Genomic DNA, 15,990 nt, shown 5'->3' with positions numbered 1-15,990 from the left:
CGCCGCGCGCGAACCGTGCGACGCTATGGAGCGTATTTTAAGCTATAAGAAGAAAATTGATAATGCCTTTTGGTTATTGATCTCATGCGGCTACCCGATGCGGCTACTTGTGGTCGGCTATTTGTGATCAGTTCTGCGCACCAGGTAGTCGCCGAGCATCTGGAAGCCCTGCACCAGGACCACCAGGATGACCACCGTTATCAGCATCACGGTAGGGTTGAAGCGGTTGTAGCCGTAACGGATGCCCAGGTCACCGAGGCCGCCGCCGCCCACCGCGCCGGCCATCGCCGAGTAGCTGATCAGGGTGACCACGGTAATGGTCAGGCCGGTGATGATGCCGCCGCGCGCCTCGGGCAGCAGCACCTTGGTGATGATCTGCAGCGGCGTGGCGCCCATCGACTGGGCGGCCTCGACCAGCCCCGGCGGCACCTCGTTGAGCGCGCCTTCGACCAGCCGAGCGACGAACGGGATGGCGGCGATGGTCAGCGGCACGGCGGCGGCGTTGGTGCCGATCGAGCTGCCCACCAGCATGCGCGTGAAGGGAATGATCGCGACCATCAGGATGATGAAGGGAATCGAACGGCCGATATTGGTGACGATCCCCAGCACCCGATTGCTCAGTGGCTGGGCGAGGATCTGGCCGGGGCGGGTCACGTAGAGCAGCACGCCCAGCGGCACGCCCAGTGCCGCGGCGATCACACCGGAAACGGCGACCATGTAGAGGGTGTCGAGGGTCGCCTCGAGGATCAGTTCAAGCATCGCGCTGGACATGGCCGAGCACCTCCACTTGCAGGTCGTGGGATTCGAGATAGGCCAGCGCCTTGGCGGTCTGCTCGGGCGTACCGATCAACTCGGCGATCATCAGCCCCAGGGTGCGATCCTGGATCGACTCGACCTTGGCCTCGAGGATGCTGACGTCGATATCGCAGTCGCGGGCCAGGCGCGATATCAGCGGGGTCGACACGGCATCGCCCTTGAACGCCAGGCGTACCACCGGATGGCTGTTGTCGCCGGGGCGCGCCTCGAGCCGGTCGACCAGCGCCTGGGGGGGCTCGAGCTCGAGGAAGGCGTTGAGGAAATCGCGGCCCAGCCGGGTTGCCGGCGTGGTGAAGAAATCGCCGACGTCGGCTTGCTCGACCAGTTCGCCGGCGGAAATCAGCCCCACGCGATGGCAGATGGTCTTGACCACTTCCATCTCGTGAGTGATCAGCAGGATGGTCAGCCCCAGCTTGCGGTTGATGTCCTGCAGCAGTTCGAGGATCGAGACGGTGGTCTGCGGGTCGAGCGCCGAGGTCGCTTCGTCGCAGAGCAGCACCTTGGGGCGGCTGGCCAGCGCCCGGGCGATCGCCACGCGCTGCTTCTGGCCGCCGGAAAGCTCGGCCGGGTACTTGTCGCGCTTGTCCGAGAGCCCGGTCAGTTCGAGCAGCGGCTCGACGCGTTCGCGAATCTCGCGCTTGGCCACACCCATCAGCTCCAGCGGCAGGGCGACGTTGGCGAAGACCGTGCGCGACGAGAGCAGGTTGAAATGCTGGAAGATCATGCCGACCCGGTGGCGGGCGCGATTGAGCGCGGCGCCGTCGAGGGCGGTGAGCTCCTCGCCGTCGACGAACACGCGGCCGGTGGTCGGGCGTTCGAGCAGGTTGACGCAGCGAATCAGCGTCGACTTGCCGGCGCCGGATAGGCCGATGACGCCGTGGATGGCGCCCTGGGGCACGTGCAGGTCGGTCGGCTTGAGCGCATGTATTGCGCCGGCTCCGCTGCCGTAGGTCTTGGAAACGTGGTCGAGTGTGATCATGGTTCCGGTCGTGTCGTGGCGACGATCGGAGCGGGAAAACGGGCGGAGCGGGCCAGGCGAGGCATGAAAAAAGGCCACCCTGGCGGGTGGCCATCAACGCTGGACACACCCTTTTAGCTGCACTTTCCAGCGCCTTGCGGCCCTGGAGGCGCCCGCAATCCGGGAACAAATCGGCGCCTGAAGATAGATGCGCGAAAGTCTAGAGAGTGCTTCGGAGGCTGTCAACGACTTTGGTCTATGCTGCAAGAGCAGGTGGCCATCTATAGAAAATCGCCCTGTAAAAAGCGCTCCTTGCAGCACAAAAGCCTTGGGATTCCCATGATGCCCCGGTCGCCGGTGCCGGCCATCACCGCGTGGCGTCGATGGACGCGACGATCGGCTTTTCCCCGGGCTCGGCTTTTCTCTAAACTAGGCGCCTCGCCACGCGGCGACTATCGAGAGGGTGTCATGTTTACCGGAATCGTACAGGCGGCTGCCGAGCTGGTGGCCATCGAGGAGAAACAGGACTTTCGCAGCCATGTCCTGGCCATGCCGGATGCGCTGCGCGAGGGGTTGGCGATCGGCGCTTCGGTGGCCCACAACGGCTGTTGCCTGACGGTGACCGGGATCGACGGCGAGCGGGTGCGCTTCGATCTGATGCGCGAGACGCTGCGCCTGACCAATCTCGGCGAGCTGACGGTCGGCGACCGGGTCAATATCGAGCGTGCCGCGCGCTTCGGCGACGAGATCGGCGGACACGCCATGTCGGGTCATGTGATCTGCATGGCTGAACTCGTCGAGATCGACGAGGCGCCCAATAACCGGCGGTTGTGGTTCGAGCTGCCGGCCGCCTATGCGCGCTTCCTGTTCGAGAAGGGCTACATCGGTATCGACGGTATCAGCCTGACGATCGGCGAGACGATCGGTCGCCGCTTCTGTGTCAACCTGATCCCCGAAACGCTGGCGCGCACCACGCTGGGCGAGCGCGTGCCGGGCGATCGCGTCAATATCGAGATCGACCCCCAGACCCAGGCGATCGTCGAGACCGTCGAGCGCGTTCTGGCGGCCCGGGCGACTTCCTGACCGAGGCCTCGAGCGGGCACCCGGCCGGCTCGCGTCGGCCGGGTGCTTTGGGTACCATTGACGGCTTTTCGACGTCTCCCACCATCCATCACAAGAACCAACGCAGGGCTAAGAGGCTGAGGGCCATGGCATGCTGAAACGACAGTTGAACGACTACTTCAAGCTGGACGCGCACAAGACCAACATCCGCACCGAGGTCATCGCCGGTATCACCACCTTCCTGACGATGGCCTACATCATCTTCGTCAACCCCAGCGTCCTGGCCGAGTCGGGCATGGACCACGGCGCGGTGTTCGTCGCCACCTGCCTGGCAGCGGCGATCGGCACACTGATCATGGGCCTCTGGGCCAATTATCCCATCGCGCTGGCGCCCGGCATGGGGCTCAACGCCTTCTTCACCTACAGCGTGGTGATGGGCATGGGCAAGAGCTGGGAAGTGGCGTTGGGCGCGGTGTTCCTGTCGGGGGTGACGTTCTTCCTGCTCAGCATCTTTCGCATTCGCGAGTGGGTGATCAACTCGATCCCCATGGCCCTGAGGCTGGGGATCGCGGCGGGCATCGGGCTGTTCCTGGCAATCATCGCGCTGCAGAACGCCGGCATCGTGGTCGACAACCCGGCGACCCTGGTCTCGCTAGGCGATCTCTCGCAGCCGCCGGCGCTGTACACCCTGATCGGCTTTTTCGTGATCGCCGCGCTCTCCTACCTGCGGGTTACCGGCGCGGTGATGATCGGCATCCTCGGGGTCACCCTGGTGTCGATCCTGCTGGGCCACAATCAGTTCAACGGGGTGATGTCGGCGCCGCCCTCGCTGGCGCCCACCTTCCTGCAGCTGGATATCGCCGGGGCGCTCGACGTGAGCATGCTCAGCGTGATCTTCGCCTTCCTGTTCGTCGACCTGTTCGATACTTCCGGCACGCTGATCGGCGTCGCCCATCGCGGTGGCCTGCTCGACGAGCAGGGCAAGCTGCCGCGCTTGAAGAACGCCCTGATGGCCGACAGCAGCGCCTCGATGAGCGGCGCGCTGCTCGGTACCTCGACCACCACCAGCTACATCGAGAGCGCCTCGGGCATCGCCGCCGGCGGACGCACCGGGCTGACGGCGGTGGTCGTGGCTATGCTGTTTCTGATCAGCCTGTTCTTCTCGCCGCTGGCCGGTTCGGTGCCGGCCTTCGCCACCGCCGGCGCGCTGCTCTACGTGGCGGTACTGATGGCCGGCAGCCTGGCGCATGCCGATTGGGACGACGTCACCGAGGCGGCGCCGGTATTGATCGCCGCGCTGGCGATGCCGTTGACCTATTCCATCGCCAACGGCATCGCCCTGGGGTTCATCAGCTTCACGCTGATCAAGCTGCTTTCCGGACGCCGCGGCGACCTCAACCCGGCGGTGGTGGTGCTGTCGGCGTTGTTCGTTCTCAAGTTCCTGTTCCTCGATGGAGGCCATTGATGAGTAGTGTCTACGGCGATTACATCAAGTCGGTGATTCGCACCGTGCCGGACTGGCCTCAAGCCGGGGTCAACTTTCGCGACATCACCCCGGTGCTGCAGAACAGCGGGGCCTTCCGCAAGCTGATCGACAGCTTCGTGCACCGTTATCAGGAGATGGACCTGGATGCGATCGCCGCCATCGACGCGCGGGGTTTCATCATCGGCGCGCCGGTCGCCTATGAACTCGGCTGCAGCTTCGTGCCGGTGCGCAAGAAGGGCAAGCTGCCGTTCAAGACCATCAGCGAGACCTATACCCTGGAGTACGGAGAATCCACCGTCGAACTGCACTCCGACGCCTTCCGCGAGGGCGATCGGATCCTGGTGATGGACGACTTGATCGCCACCGGCGGGACCATGCTCGCCGCTGCCAAGCTGATCCAGCGCAGCGGCGGCCATGTCGTCGAGACCGCGACCATCATCGACCTGCCCGAACTGGGTGGGTCGCAGAAGATCCGCGAGGCCGGCCACGGCGTGTTCGCGGTGTGCTCCTTCCTCGAGAGCGACTGAGTTCGCCCCGCCCGTGACAGCCGAGTGACCGACGCCATGACCGCCAATCGATACCAACAGCATTTCACTGTCTCCTGGGACCAGTTGCACCGCGACGTGCGCGCGCTCTGCCACCAGCTCGTCGAGCGCGACTTCGCGGGCATCGTCGCGATCACCCGCGGCGGACTGATCCCGGCCGCGCTGATCGCCCGCGAGCTCAACGTGCGGCTGATCGACACGGTCTGCATAAAGAGCTACGACCACATGGACCAGGGCGGGCTGGCGGTGGTCAAGGGCGTGGACCATGACGGCGATGGCTGGCTGCTGGTCGATGATCTGGTGGATACCGGCATGACCGCGCGCGCGGTGCGCGACATGTTGCCCAAGGCGCATTTCGTCACCGTCTATGCCAAACCCGAGGGCCGGCCGCTGGTCGATCAGTACCTCACCGAAGTTGCCCAGGACTGCTGGATCCAGTTTCCCTGGGACATGGGCATTGCCTATGTCGAGCCGCTGGTCGATCAGGTTCGCAGCAGGGACTGATCCGGCCGACCCATTCACGCAACGTTGGGCGAGACGATCCATGTCACAGGCACCTCTACCCGAGAGTTGGGCGCGTCATCTGGACCCGGAATTCGAGGCCCCCTACATGCAGGCGCTGCGCGATTTCCTGGCGCGCGAGAAGGCCGCGCACAAGGTCATCTATCCGCATTCGTCCAACTGGTTCCGCGCCTTCGAGCTGACGCCGCTCGAACGGGTGCGGGTGGTGATACTCGGCCAGGACCCGTACCACGGGCCCGGCCAGGCCCACGGCCTGTGCTTTTCGGTACGCCCCGGCGTGGCGATACCGCCCTCGCTGCAGAACATCTACAAGGAACTCGCCCAGGACGTCGACTTCGCGGCGGTGAACCATGGCTTTCTCGAGAGCTGGGCCCGCCAGGGCGTGCTGTTGCTCAACAGCGTGCTGACCGTCGAGCGCGGGAACGCCGGCTCGCACCGCAACCAGGGCTGGGAGACGTTCACCGACCGGGCGATCCAGGTGGTCAACGAGCAGTGCAGCGGGGTGGTCTTTCTGCTGTGGGGGAGCTATGCCCAGAAGAAGGCGTCCTTCGTCGATCGCGACAAGCACTGCGTCCTGCATGCGCCGCATCCGTCGCCGCTATCGGCCCATCGCGGCTTCTTCGGCCAGCGGCACTTCTCGCGGGCCAACGCCTTTCTCGCCGAGCGTGGCGGTCAGCCCATCGACTGGCAATTGCCGGCCAGCGTGACTGACTAGCGCCGTGCGCGATGATGTGGTTGCCGTCGCAGAGGCAATTCAAAATACCGATAGCTCGGATGCCGGGGGTAGGTTGAAGTAAGGGTCTTTCGCCACGGATGGCGAAAGTAGCGCCCATGGAGGGGTTAACAGCGCCCTTGCGGAAACCTGTCCCCGGCGTAGCTTCCGGCTGTGAAACGCGTTCTTAACCCGGGCGGCCCGGCGCGCTAGAATGCGCCCAATTTCGGGGTCGCGCGTTTCTCGGGCCTCGCCTTCTCACCGTTAAGCAAGGGTCCCCGCCATGAGCGTTCACGCCATCCAACATCCGCTGGTCAAGCACAAGCTGGGCCTGATGCGCACCGCCGACATCAGCACCAAGAGTTTCCGTGAGCTGGCCGGCGAGGTCGCCAAGCTGCTGACCTACGAAGCCACCCAGGATCTCGAGCTCGAGGCGCAGACCATCGACGGCTGGAGCGGCGAACCGATCGAAGTCGAACAGCTCAAGGGCAAGAAGGTCACCATCGTGCCGATTCTGCGTGCCGGCCTGGGCATGCTCGAGGGCGTCACCGACCTGATTCCCAGCGCGCGGATCAGTGTGGTGGGGCTGTATCGCAACGAGGAGACCCTCGAGCCGGTGCCGTACTTCGAGAAGTTCACCAACGATCTCGACGAGCGCCTGGCGATCGTCATCGACCCGATGCTGGCCACCGGCGGCTCGATGGTCGCCACCCTGGACATGCTCAAGGAGCGTGGCTGCCCGCTGGTCAAGGTGATCGTGCTGGTGGCCGCGCCCGAGGGGCTCAAGCGGGTCCAGGAAGCCTATCCGGAGATCGACATCTACACCGCGTCGATCGACGAGCGTCTCGACGAGAACGGCTATATCGTTCCCGGCCTGGGCGATGCTGGAGACAAGATCTTCGGTACGCGCTGAGGTCGAGATCGCTTGCGGCCGTCGTGCTGGCGCTCAGCCATGGTGGCTGTCGCCGCCATCGGCGAAGCTCGGCGGATTGTTGGCGCTGACGATCACGCAGTCGCTGTCGCCGACGTTGCGAAAGCGGTGCGGCAGTCGTGAATCGAAGTAATAGCCGTCGCCGGCGTTGAGCCGGCGAACCTCGCCATTGACCCACAGTTCGATGGCGCCGGCGACGACGATGCCGCCTTCCTCGCCCTCGTGCTCGAGCATGTCGGCGCCGGTATCCGAGCCCGGCGGGTAGTGTTCGTGGATGATCGACATGCGCCGGTTGGGTCGGCGGGCGCCGACCAGCTTCCAGGAGAGGGTGCCGTCGCCGATTTCGGTGAGTTCCTCGGCACGGTAGAAGACCTGCTCCTGGGCCAGCTCCTCGCCGGCGAAGAACTCGCTGATCGAGATCGGGATGGCGTCGAGGATCTTTTTCAGCGAGCTTACCGAGGGGCTGACATGGTTCTGCTCGACGAGCGAAACGGTGCTGTTGGTCACTCCCGCGCGCTTGGCCAGCTCGCGTTGCGAAAGCCCGTTCTGCTGACGGAGTTGCTTGAGGCGTGCGCCGACATCGAAAGCGCTCATCGGGATTCCTTGTTGATCGACCGTGGCGCGATGATAGCGTGTTAGCCGTTTGAGGATAAGCATCGCAAGTGCCTGGCGAAGCGCGTGATGGCCCGCCGGGGCCGGTCGATGCTAGGCTGAATCGTGGAAGGCGGATGCGCTCCCGCGTATCGTCCCGGTGGCATTGCGAGGCAGGGTAATGAATGAAGCGATCACCGCGCTGGTGCTCGCCGGTGGCCGGGGCCGCCGGATGGGGGGTATCGACAAGGGCTGGGCGGTCTTTCGGCAACGCCCGCTGATAGAGCGGGTGTTGTCGCGACTGGAGGGCCAGGTGACGGATGTCCTGATCAGCGCCAATCGCTCCCGGGCGGCCTACGAGGCGCTGGGCTGGCCGGTGATCGGTGATCGTTCGGGGGGCTATCAGGGCCCGCTGATGGGCATCTGGAGCGGACTGTGCGCCGCCGCGACACCCTGGGTGCTGGTGGTGCCCTGCGATATGCCGTGTCTGCCGCTGGACCTCGTCGAGCGCTTGTACGCTTCGCTCGGAGACCACGACATTGCCATGGCCCACGATGGCGAGCGCAGTCAGCCGGTGGTCGCGTTGCTGCGTCGCAGCCTGGCGGCCGACCTCGAGCGGGCCCTGGCCGACGGTGAGCGCAAGGTCGAACGCTGGTACGCCCGGCATGCGTGCCTGAGTGTCGATTTCAGCGACTGCCCCGATGCCTTCGTCAACGTCAATTCGCCACATGACGTGGCCGGCCTGCCCGCTTCGTGAGCGTTGCATGGCCTCTCGCCGAGGCATCGTGCAGGCGCCGGCGCACATTTCCTGGTAGCGGAGCCCGATGAAACTCGATCTGGACAGACACTCCCTCCCCCTGCTGGGGATCGCCGCCTGGAGCGGGGCGGGCAAGACCACGCTGCTCGAGGCCCTGCTGCCCCGGGTGCGCCAGGCGGGTCTCCGGGTGGCGGTGATCAAGCATGCCCACCATCGTTTCGACATCGACCAGCCGGGCAAGGACAGTTATCGCCTGCGCCAGGCCGGGGCCACGCCGATGCTGGTTGCCTCCCGCGAACGTTTCGCGCTGATGGTGGAGACGCCCAGTAGTGGGACGCCCAGTAGTGGGAGGCCCGATCACTCCCTCGAAGACGATGGTCCGGACCTCGCGGCACTGCTCGAGCATGTCCAGGTGATGCGCCCGGATCTGGTGCTGGTCGAAGGCTTCAAGAGCTGGCCGTTGCCCAAGCTCGAGCTGCACCGGCCGGCGCTCGGCAAGCCGTTGCTGGCCGATGACGACCGCTGGGTCCATGCCGTGGCCAGTGATGTGGCGCTGAGCCTGCCGGCCGGGGTGACGGCGCTGGATCTCAACGACCTGGCCGCGCTGACCGCCTTCGTCTGCGCCTGGCCGGCTGCCTGGCCTACCCGTCGGGGCCCGCGACTCGGGGATGCTTCGCCATGACGCTGTCCTGTTTCGCCCTCGGCGAACGGATGCTCGACGTCGACGAGGCATTGGCGGCACTGGGGGAGCTGGTTGCGACCCGCCTCCCCGCCGAGCGCCTGCCGCTGACAGCGGCGGCTCGACGGGTACTGGCCGGGGAGTGCATTTCGCCCATCGATGTTCCGCAACGAACCAATGCCGCGATGGACGGGATCGCGCTGGCCTGGCCGGCGCCGGCGTCTGTTCCGCTGGTGGGGGACGTGCTGGCGGGTCATCGGTTCGAACGGCCGCTCGAGCCCGGTGAGGCCGTTTCGATCACCACGGGCGCGCCGTTGCCCGTGGGGGCGGATACGGTGATCATGCATGAACAGCTGGAGGTCGATGCCCCGGCACGGATGGCGACGATTCGCCACGCGCAGCACGTGAGCCGCGGCCAGAACGTACGTCACGCCGGCGAGGATGTCGCCCGCGGCAGCCGGGCCATGCCCGCGGGAACACGGCTGAAACCCCAGCACCTGGGCCTGCTGGCCTCGCTGGGGATCGACAGCGTCGACGTGGTGCGCCGGCCGCGGGTGACGATCTTCTCCACCGGCGATGAAGTGACGCTGCCGGGGGAGGTGCTCGGTGAGGCGGGCATCTACGACGCCAATCGCTATTCGCTGCGCGGCATGCTCGAGGCGTTGGGCTGCGAAATCGACGACCTGGGAATACTCGCCGACCGACCCGGGGCGATTCGCGATGCCCTGGCGCATGCCGCCACGCGCGCCGACATGGTCATCACCAGCGGCGGGGTGTCGAGTGGCCAGGCCGACTGGGTCAAGACGGCCCTGGCGAGCATCGGCCGGCTGGGCTTCTGGCGCATCGCCATGCGTCCCGGTCGACCGTTGGCCTTCGGGGTGCTGGGGGAGACGGCGGTGCCGTTCTTCGGTTTGCCGGGCAATCCGGTGGCGGTGATGGTGACCTTCCTGCAGTTCGTCCAGCCGCTGCTGCGCCGGCTTCAGGGGGAACACGCCTGGCAGCCGACGCGCTGGAACGCGATCGCCGACGAGGCGATGCACAGTCGTGGCGGACGCGTCGATTTTCACCGTGGCATCTATCATATCGATGGGGCGGGGCGCCTTCACGTGCGCGCGACGGGGTCCCAGGGTTCGGGGCGTCTGTCCTCGATGGTGGCGGCCAATTGTCTGATCGAAATCGAGAGCGCCCGTGCCGACGTCGCCGCGGGCGAAACCGTATTACTGCAACCCTTTGGTGAGCTGACATGAGTCTGACCCACATCAATGCGCGCGGCGAGGCCCACATGGTCGACGTCGGCGACAAGCAAACGACCCGCCGCGAAGCGCTGGCTAGCGGTCGCATTCTCATGCAGCCGGCAACGCTGGCGCTGCTCGCCGAGGGCGGACTGCCCAAGGGCGACGTGTTGGCGACGGCTCGCATCGCCGGTATCCAGGCTGCCAAGCGAACCCACGAGTTGATTCCGTTGTGCCACTTGCTGGCACTGTCGAAGGTTACGGTCGATTTCGAACTCGATCAGGCGGCCAGTTGCGTCCATGTCAGCGCATTGTGCCGGCTATCCGGCCAGACAGGCGTCGAGATGGAGGCCTTGACCGCGGTTTCGGTGGCCTGCCTGACTCTCTATGACATGTGCAAGGCCGTCGACAGGACAATGGAAATCGGCGAAATACGTCTGCAGGCCAAGAGCGGCGGACGCTCCGGCGACTATCGCTACGACGCCGGCGCGTCGGACGGAGTGGGCCCGCCCCAACCGAGTGCGGCCCAACCGAGTGCGGCCCAACCGAGTGCGGCCCAACCGAGTGCGGCCCAACCGAGTGCGGCCCAACCGAGTGCGGCCCAACCGAATGCGGTCCAACCGAATGCGGTCCAACCGAATGCGGTCCAACCGAATGCGGTCCAACCGATAGTGACCGGTGAATGCCAGGAGGGCTGTATCGGCATTGCTCCGCGCGGCGAGGCCCCCTGTATTCATGTCAAGTGCCTTGCCGAATTGCGTGAACGCCTGGGCGTCAGCGATCTGGAAATTCCCTTCGAGGCATTGCCGACACCGGATATCGCGGGGCTCAAGTCGGCGTTGACGGCGCGCGACGCGCGATTCGCGATGCTCGCCGAAAGTCGAGTGCTATGCGCGATCAATCAGGTCATGAGTGGTGAGGACAGCCACCTGACCGATGGTGACGAGGTCGCTTTCTTTCCGCCGGTCACCGGAGGTTGACATGATTCGCGTACAGCAAGAACGCTTCGATGCCGGCGTCGAACAGGCGGCCCTGGTCGCTCAGCGCAACGACATCGGTGCCGTGGTCTGCTTTACTGGGTTGGTGCGCGATTTCAATGAACGCCCCGATGTCACTGCATTGACGCTGGAACACTATCCGGGCATGACCGAATCGGCGCTGGGTGAGATCGTCGCCGAGGCTGCACGTCGCTGGTCGCTCGATGGCGTACGCCTGATACACCGAATCGGGCGCCTGGAGCCGGGCGATCCGATTGTGCTGGTCGCGGTCGCCAGCGCCCACCGTCAGGCGGCATTCGATGCCTGCCTGTTCATCATGGATTATCTGAAAACCCGCGCCCCTTTCTGGAAGAAGGAACATACCGTCAACGGCGACTATTGGGTCGCCGAGCGGGATGCGGATAGGCAGGCAGCCGAGCGCTGGAGGAGATGATGACGCAACTGATCGACGACTATCAGCGTGTCGTCCGCTACGTGCGGATATCGGTCACCGATCGCTGTGATTTTCGCTGCGTCTACTGTATGAGCGAGGAGATGACCTTCTTGCCTCGCGCTCAGGTCCTGACGCTTGAAGAGTTATCGCAAGTCGCCCGGGCCTTCACCGAGCTGGGTGTCGAGAAGATCCGCTTGACCGGCGGCGAGCCCCTGGTTCGCCGGGGTATCGACGATCTGGTGAGCGACATCGGTGCCCTCGATGGTCTCAAGGACTTCGCCATGACCACCAATGGCGCCGGTCTGGGCAAGTACGCCAGGGCGCTTCGCCAGGGCGGTATGCAACGCCTCAATATCAGCCTCGACTCGCTGGATCCCCAGCGCTTCAAGCGACTGACGCGTACCGGCGATCTGAACAAGGTCATCGATGGCATTCATGCCGCCCAGGACGCCGGCTTCGAGCGGATCAAGCTCAATGCGGTGGTTCTGCGTGGACGCAATGACGACGAGGTCATCGATCTGGTCGATTTCGCCCGCAACGAAGGCGTCGACATCAGCTTTATCGAAGAGATGCCGCTGGGCGATGTCTCGGATCATTCCCGCGCCGAAACCTACTGCTCCAGTGACGACGTGCAGCGGATGATCGAGTCGCGCTATAGCCTGTTGCCGACCGCCGAAACGACCCTGGGGCCATCGCGTTATTTTCGTATGCCGGACAGCGGGTCTCGCATCGGCTTCATCTCCCCGCACAGCCACAATTTCTGCGCCAGCTGCAACCGTGTTCGGGTCACGGTGGAGGGGCGCCTGCTGTTATGCCTGGGCAACGAGCATTCGGTGGATCTGCGGCAGGTACTGAGGCGTTATCCAGGTGATATCGAGGCCCTCAAGGAGCGCATAGTCGCCGCCATGCCACTCAAGCCCGAACGCCATCATTTTTCGACCGATGGCGACGTTCAGGTGGTGCGCTTCATGAACATGACGGGGGGTTGAGTGCAGCTGGCGCATTGCCTTTCATCGCTTCAGGGCGGCTTTTTTACCCGACTATCGATAAATTCGAGGTCGTCATGACCGAGTAACTTTGCTTGCCAACTGGCCTTCACTGCATATACTTTTTACATTCATACACCCTATGCAGTACTTGGCGCTTTTGATTGGAGGAGGCCGATGTCTACCGAGTCCCTGGAAAGAATCGCTCGCAACAAGAATGTAGCGCGGGCAGCCGCACGTCAGTTGAGCATGGAGCAGCTCAACAAGCTTGCCGAAGTGATCAACGAGGTGATCGAGCAAAAGCAGGACGAAGAGCGTCGCCGTCAGGAAGAAGAATCGGTCAAGGCGCGCAAGCTCGAGGAAATTCGAGAAGCGATCAATGACGCGGGGCTTTCTCTCGACGATCTGGTTGGCGAACAACCCAAGCGCCGCGGTCGTCCGCCCAAGAAGGACAAGCTCGAAAAAGCTTGACCGATTGCGGCTTGCCTTCAGGCGCATCGTCCGGGAGGCCTCGTTCCATAAAGCGGATGCCAGCATCCGCTTTTCTTTTGCCGACACGAATCGACGGCGAACCTGCGGTGATCCCGGCACGACTGGGAGTTCGGATCAGGAAGCCGTTTCGGTGGCGCTTATCTGCAAGTGGACCACTGGTAGACGACGCAGATGGTCGCTCAGCCAATGCATCAGACGTGACTGCAGTTGAGCGCGCAACTGGGCGATCGATTCGGCCTCGAGTTGTTCCAGCGTATCGTCGAGCCAATCGGCGAAGGCCGTTTCATCGAGTGGCGAAGCCCCCGAATAGTCGATCAGCAAGCGTCCCACGCGATGCCAGCCACCCTGCATCGCCACCACCGGCAGGATCAGGTGGAAGCGTCCCTCGCGGGGCTGTCTGGATTGTGCCGCAGGGTCATCGAGTCCTTTCAGGGCGTGCACTTCGTTCTGGTGGACGATATACGGGTTTTGCGGGATATGGCGCTCGACGGTCAGTGTCGTGCGTTCGATGCGCAGCAGGTCGCCATTGCTGGGCGCCAGCGGGGCTTCGATGCCGCATGACTCGGCCAGGCGCTGGTGGGCTTCCTGGTGGCGGCGTTCACCATGCACCGGAAGCAGTCGCTGCGGTCTGATCCAGCCGTAGAAGGAGCGCAGTTCCTCCTGAGCCGGATGGCCCGAGGCATGCAGCTCGGGGTGTACGATTTCCTCGAGCACGGCGACGTCCAGGCGCTTGAGCGCCAGTTGCAAGCGTTCGATCAACCGCTCGTTGCCGGGAATCGCCTTGGCCGAGAAGATCGCCGTGTCGCCGGCCTGAAGCTCCAGGTCGGGATGCCGGCCCTGGGCGAGGCGCGACAGGGCGGCACGGGGCTCTCCCTGACTGCCGGTGGCGATGATCAGTACCTCCTCGGCAGGCAGGTAACCCAGGTCGCGCACCGGAACCAGTTGCGGAAAGTCCTCCAGGTAGCCCAGGTCGCGGGCCACGCGCACCATGCGTTCCATCGACCGTCCCATCAGGCTGACGCGGCGTCCGCAACGCGTGGCGGCACGCCCCACGGCCAGCACGCGTGCCAGATTGCTGGCGAAGCAGGAGACGATGACGCGGCCCGGGCAAGCGCCGATGGCCCGTTCCAGCGCCCGAGCGACGTCGCCCTCGCTGCGTGACCAGCCGGGCAGGGTGGCGTTGGTGGAATCGCCGACGACCAGGTCGACCGGCGCCAGCGAGCTGTAGAGTTGCTCGTCGACCGGCTTGCCGATCAGCGGCTCGGGGTCGAGCTTCCAGTCGCCGCTGTGCAGCACCCGATGATGGGGTGTGGTGATCAGCAACGCGCAGCTTTCGGGGATCGAATGTGTCAACGGCAGGTAGCGCAGCGCGAACGGTCCGCTCTCCAGGGCCTCGCCGGGCTCGACGACGTTGATCGCATCGCTGGCCAGGCCGCGTTCCAGGAACTTGGCCCGCAGCAGCCCGGCCGCCAGCGGCGTGGCGTGGATGGGGCAGCCCCAATGGGGCCAGAGCCAGGCGGCGGCGCCGATGTGATCCTCGTGACCATGGGTGATGATCAGTGCTCGCGGGCGAATCCCCAGGGGCGCCAGGCACTCCACGTCGGGTACCTGAAGCGGTGAGTCGGGCAGGTCCTGACGCAGCATCATCCCGCAGTCGATGGCTATCCATTCGTCACCGTACCCGTAGAGGCTGAGATTCATGCCGATCTCGCCGCAGCCCCCCAGCGGCAGGAAGTAGAGAGGCGGGCGTTTGCGGGGGCGGATCTGGACGCGAGATTGCAACATCAGTGACACGAGCTGGTGAGGAAGCCCCCACTATACGAGAAGCGTTGCCCGGCCCACAACGAACGTTAGCCAAGTCGGAGCAATTGGTTACAATGTGCAGCCGTTCACGGTCTACGAGAGTTTCACCCCTTCATGTCGCAATCCTATCGCCTCATCGTGTCCTGTCCCGACCGGGTCGGCATCGTCGCCCGGGTCTCCAATTTCATCGCCGGCCAGAATGGCTCGATCATCGAAGCCAACCAGCACTCGGACCTGGTCACCGGGCGCTTCTTCATGCGCTATGAAATCCGCTTCGATGCCGGCGCAGCGGGGATCGAGCCGTTTCGCGAGGCGTTCCAGCCGATCGCCGAAACATTCGCCATGGACTGGTCGCTCAACGACAGCGTGCAGCGCAAGCGCATCGTATTGATGGTTTCCAAGGCCTCGCACTGTCTGGTGGATCTGTTGCATCGCTGGAACATCGGCGAACTGGATTGCGAGATCCCGTGTGTCATCTCCAATCATGACGATCTGCGCCCGCTGGTCGAATGGCACGGCATTCCCTTCCACCATGTGCCGGTCGCTCCCGACGACAAGGCGGCCGCCTTCGCCGAAACCGAGCGGCTGATCGACGCGGCGCGGGCCGACGGCGTGGTCCTGGCGCGCTACATGCAGATCCTGCCGCCGGGACTGTGCCGGCGATACGCGGGCCGGGTGATCAACATCCATCACAGCTTCCTGCCCTCTTTCGCCGGTGCCAAGCCCTACCACCAGGCCTACGACCGCGGCGTCAAGCTGATCGGCGCGACCTGCCACTACGTGACCGAAGAGCTGGATGCCGGGCCGATCATCGAGCAGGATGTCCACCGCATCACCCATTGCCACACCAGCGCAGATCTGGTGCGCTTCGGACGCGACGTCGAGCGTGCGGTACTCGCCCGGGGCCTGCGCTGGCATCTCGAGGATCGCGTGCTGATCCACGGCAACAAGACGGTGGTCTTCGCCTGACGGGAGCGCACGGACCGC

Annotated in this window: 18 protein-coding genes; 14 read left to right on the top strand and 4 right to left on the bottom strand. The window is 64.7% G+C overall.

What is annotated here, in order from left to right; all coding sequences use genetic code 11:
* Nucleotides 1-117 precede the first annotated feature (117 nt).
* Nucleotides 118-771, bottom strand: coding sequence for a methionine ABC transporter permease (locus HR9077_RS00260; protein ID WP_136063958.1), 654 nt, complete (start codon nt 769-771; stop codon nt 118-120).
* Entirely contained in the window at nt 752-1,795 is a 1,044-nt protein-coding gene (locus HR9077_RS00255) for a methionine ABC transporter ATP-binding protein (RefSeq protein WP_136063956.1), read from the bottom strand. Before HR9077_RS00255 ends, HR9077_RS00260 begins: the two co-directional genes overlap by 20 nt.
* Nucleotides 1,796-2,242: 447 nt before the next feature.
* Between HR9077_RS00255 and HR9077_RS00250 the strand changes: the two genes are divergently transcribed.
* The 6 genes from HR9077_RS00250 to upp all read left to right on the top strand — a co-directional run bounded on the left by HR9077_RS00250 (nt 2,243) and on the right by upp (nt 7,014).
* The gene (locus tag HR9077_RS00250; RefSeq protein ID WP_136063954.1) at nt 2,243-2,857 is read left to right on the top strand and encodes a riboflavin synthase subunit alpha; all 615 of its coding nucleotides are present in this window, start codon (nt 2,243-2,245) and stop codon (nt 2,855-2,857) included.
* 130 nt (nt 2,858-2,987) lie between these two features.
* The gene (locus HR9077_RS00245) at nt 2,988-4,301 is read left to right on the top strand and encodes an NCS2 family permease (protein WP_136063952.1); all 1,314 of its coding nucleotides are present in this window, start codon (nt 2,988-2,990) and stop codon (nt 4,299-4,301) included.
* A complete protein-coding gene (locus HR9077_RS00240) occupies nt 4,301-4,849 on the top strand; it encodes an adenine phosphoribosyltransferase (protein WP_136063950.1) in 549 nt (182 codons plus the stop codon). The genes HR9077_RS00245 and HR9077_RS00240 overlap by 1 nt, the downstream gene beginning before the upstream one ends.
* A gap of 36 nt (nt 4,850-4,885) precedes the next feature.
* Complete coding sequence (gene gpt / locus HR9077_RS00235) at nt 4,886-5,371, top strand: xanthine phosphoribosyltransferase (RefSeq protein ID WP_136063948.1); 486 nt, start codon at nt 4,886-4,888, stop codon at nt 5,369-5,371.
* Nucleotides 5,372-5,411: 40 nt separating this feature from the next.
* On the top strand, nt 5,412-6,104 hold the full coding sequence (ung, locus tag HR9077_RS00230; protein WP_136063947.1) for a uracil-DNA glycosylase: 693 nt from the start codon (nt 5,412-5,414) through the stop codon (nt 6,102-6,104).
* 280 nt (nt 6,105-6,384) lie between these two features.
* Nucleotides 6,385-7,014: a uracil phosphoribosyltransferase gene (gene upp / locus HR9077_RS00225; RefSeq protein WP_136063944.1), complete on the top strand. Its 630-nt coding sequence runs from the start codon at nt 6,385-6,387 to the stop codon at nt 7,012-7,014.
* A gap of 33 nt (nt 7,015-7,047) precedes the next feature.
* Here upp and HR9077_RS00220 read toward each other — a convergent pair whose 3' ends face one another.
* Nucleotides 7,048-7,626 carry a cupin domain-containing protein gene (locus tag HR9077_RS00220; protein WP_136063942.1) on the bottom strand — a complete coding sequence of 193 codons (579 nt, stop codon included), beginning with the start codon at nt 7,624-7,626 and terminating at the stop codon, nt 7,048-7,050.
* Between the two features lie 178 nt (nt 7,627-7,804).
* Here HR9077_RS00220 and mobA point away from each other — a divergent pair, with 178 nt between their 5' ends.
* From mobA to HR9077_RS00185, 7 genes are all read left to right on the top strand, one after another.
* Nucleotides 7,805-8,380, top strand: a complete 576-nt coding sequence (gene mobA / locus HR9077_RS00215; protein ID WP_136063940.1) for a molybdenum cofactor guanylyltransferase MobA — start codon at nt 7,805-7,807, stop codon at nt 8,378-8,380.
* A gap of 67 nt (nt 8,381-8,447) precedes the next feature.
* The gene (gene mobB / locus HR9077_RS00210; RefSeq protein ID WP_136063938.1) at nt 8,448-9,062 is read left to right on the top strand and encodes a molybdopterin-guanine dinucleotide biosynthesis protein B; all 615 of its coding nucleotides are present in this window, start codon (nt 8,448-8,450) and stop codon (nt 9,060-9,062) included.
* Nucleotides 9,059-10,306, top strand: a complete 1,248-nt coding sequence (gene moeA, locus HR9077_RS00205; RefSeq protein WP_136063936.1) for a molybdopterin molybdotransferase MoeA — start codon at nt 9,059-9,061, stop codon at nt 10,304-10,306. Before mobB ends, moeA begins: the two co-directional genes overlap by 4 nt.
* Complete coding sequence (gene moaC / locus HR9077_RS00200) at nt 10,303-11,271, top strand: cyclic pyranopterin monophosphate synthase MoaC (protein ID WP_136063934.1); 969 nt, start codon at nt 10,303-10,305, stop codon at nt 11,269-11,271. Before moeA ends, moaC begins: the two co-directional genes overlap by 4 nt.
* 1 nt (nt 11,272) lies before the next feature.
* Complete coding sequence (moaE, locus tag HR9077_RS00195; protein ID WP_136063932.1) at nt 11,273-11,722, top strand: molybdopterin synthase catalytic subunit MoaE; 450 nt, start codon at nt 11,273-11,275, stop codon at nt 11,720-11,722.
* Nucleotides 11,719-12,711, top strand: coding sequence for a GTP 3',8-cyclase MoaA (moaA, locus tag HR9077_RS00190; RefSeq protein WP_136063930.1), 993 nt, complete (start codon nt 11,719-11,721; stop codon nt 12,709-12,711). The genes moaE and moaA overlap by 4 nt, the downstream gene beginning before the upstream one ends.
* Before the next feature lie 174 nt (nt 12,712-12,885).
* The gene (locus tag HR9077_RS00185; RefSeq protein ID WP_136063928.1) at nt 12,886-13,179 is read left to right on the top strand and encodes an H-NS family histone-like protein; all 294 of its coding nucleotides are present in this window, start codon (nt 12,886-12,888) and stop codon (nt 13,177-13,179) included.
* A 135-nt stretch (nt 13,180-13,314) separates the two neighbouring features.
* Here the strand turns inward: HR9077_RS00185 and HR9077_RS00180 are convergent, their stop codons facing one another.
* The gene (locus HR9077_RS00180; protein WP_136064141.1) at nt 13,315-14,901 is read right to left on the bottom strand and encodes a ribonuclease J; all 1,587 of its coding nucleotides are present in this window, start codon (nt 14,899-14,901) and stop codon (nt 13,315-13,317) included.
* 216 nt (nt 14,902-15,117) lie between these two features.
* Here HR9077_RS00180 and purU point away from each other — a divergent pair, with 216 nt between their 5' ends.
* The gene (purU, locus tag HR9077_RS00175; protein WP_136063926.1) at nt 15,118-15,972 is read left to right on the top strand and encodes a formyltetrahydrofolate deformylase; all 855 of its coding nucleotides are present in this window, start codon (nt 15,118-15,120) and stop codon (nt 15,970-15,972) included.
* Nucleotides 15,973-15,990: the final 18 nt, after the last annotated feature.

It is taken from the genome of Modicisalibacter radicis (genome assembly GCF_900961225.1).
GTDB lineage: Bacteria > Pseudomonadota > Gammaproteobacteria > Pseudomonadales > Halomonadaceae > Modicisalibacter.
This window is presented reverse-complemented; position numbering and strand designations above follow the sequence as displayed.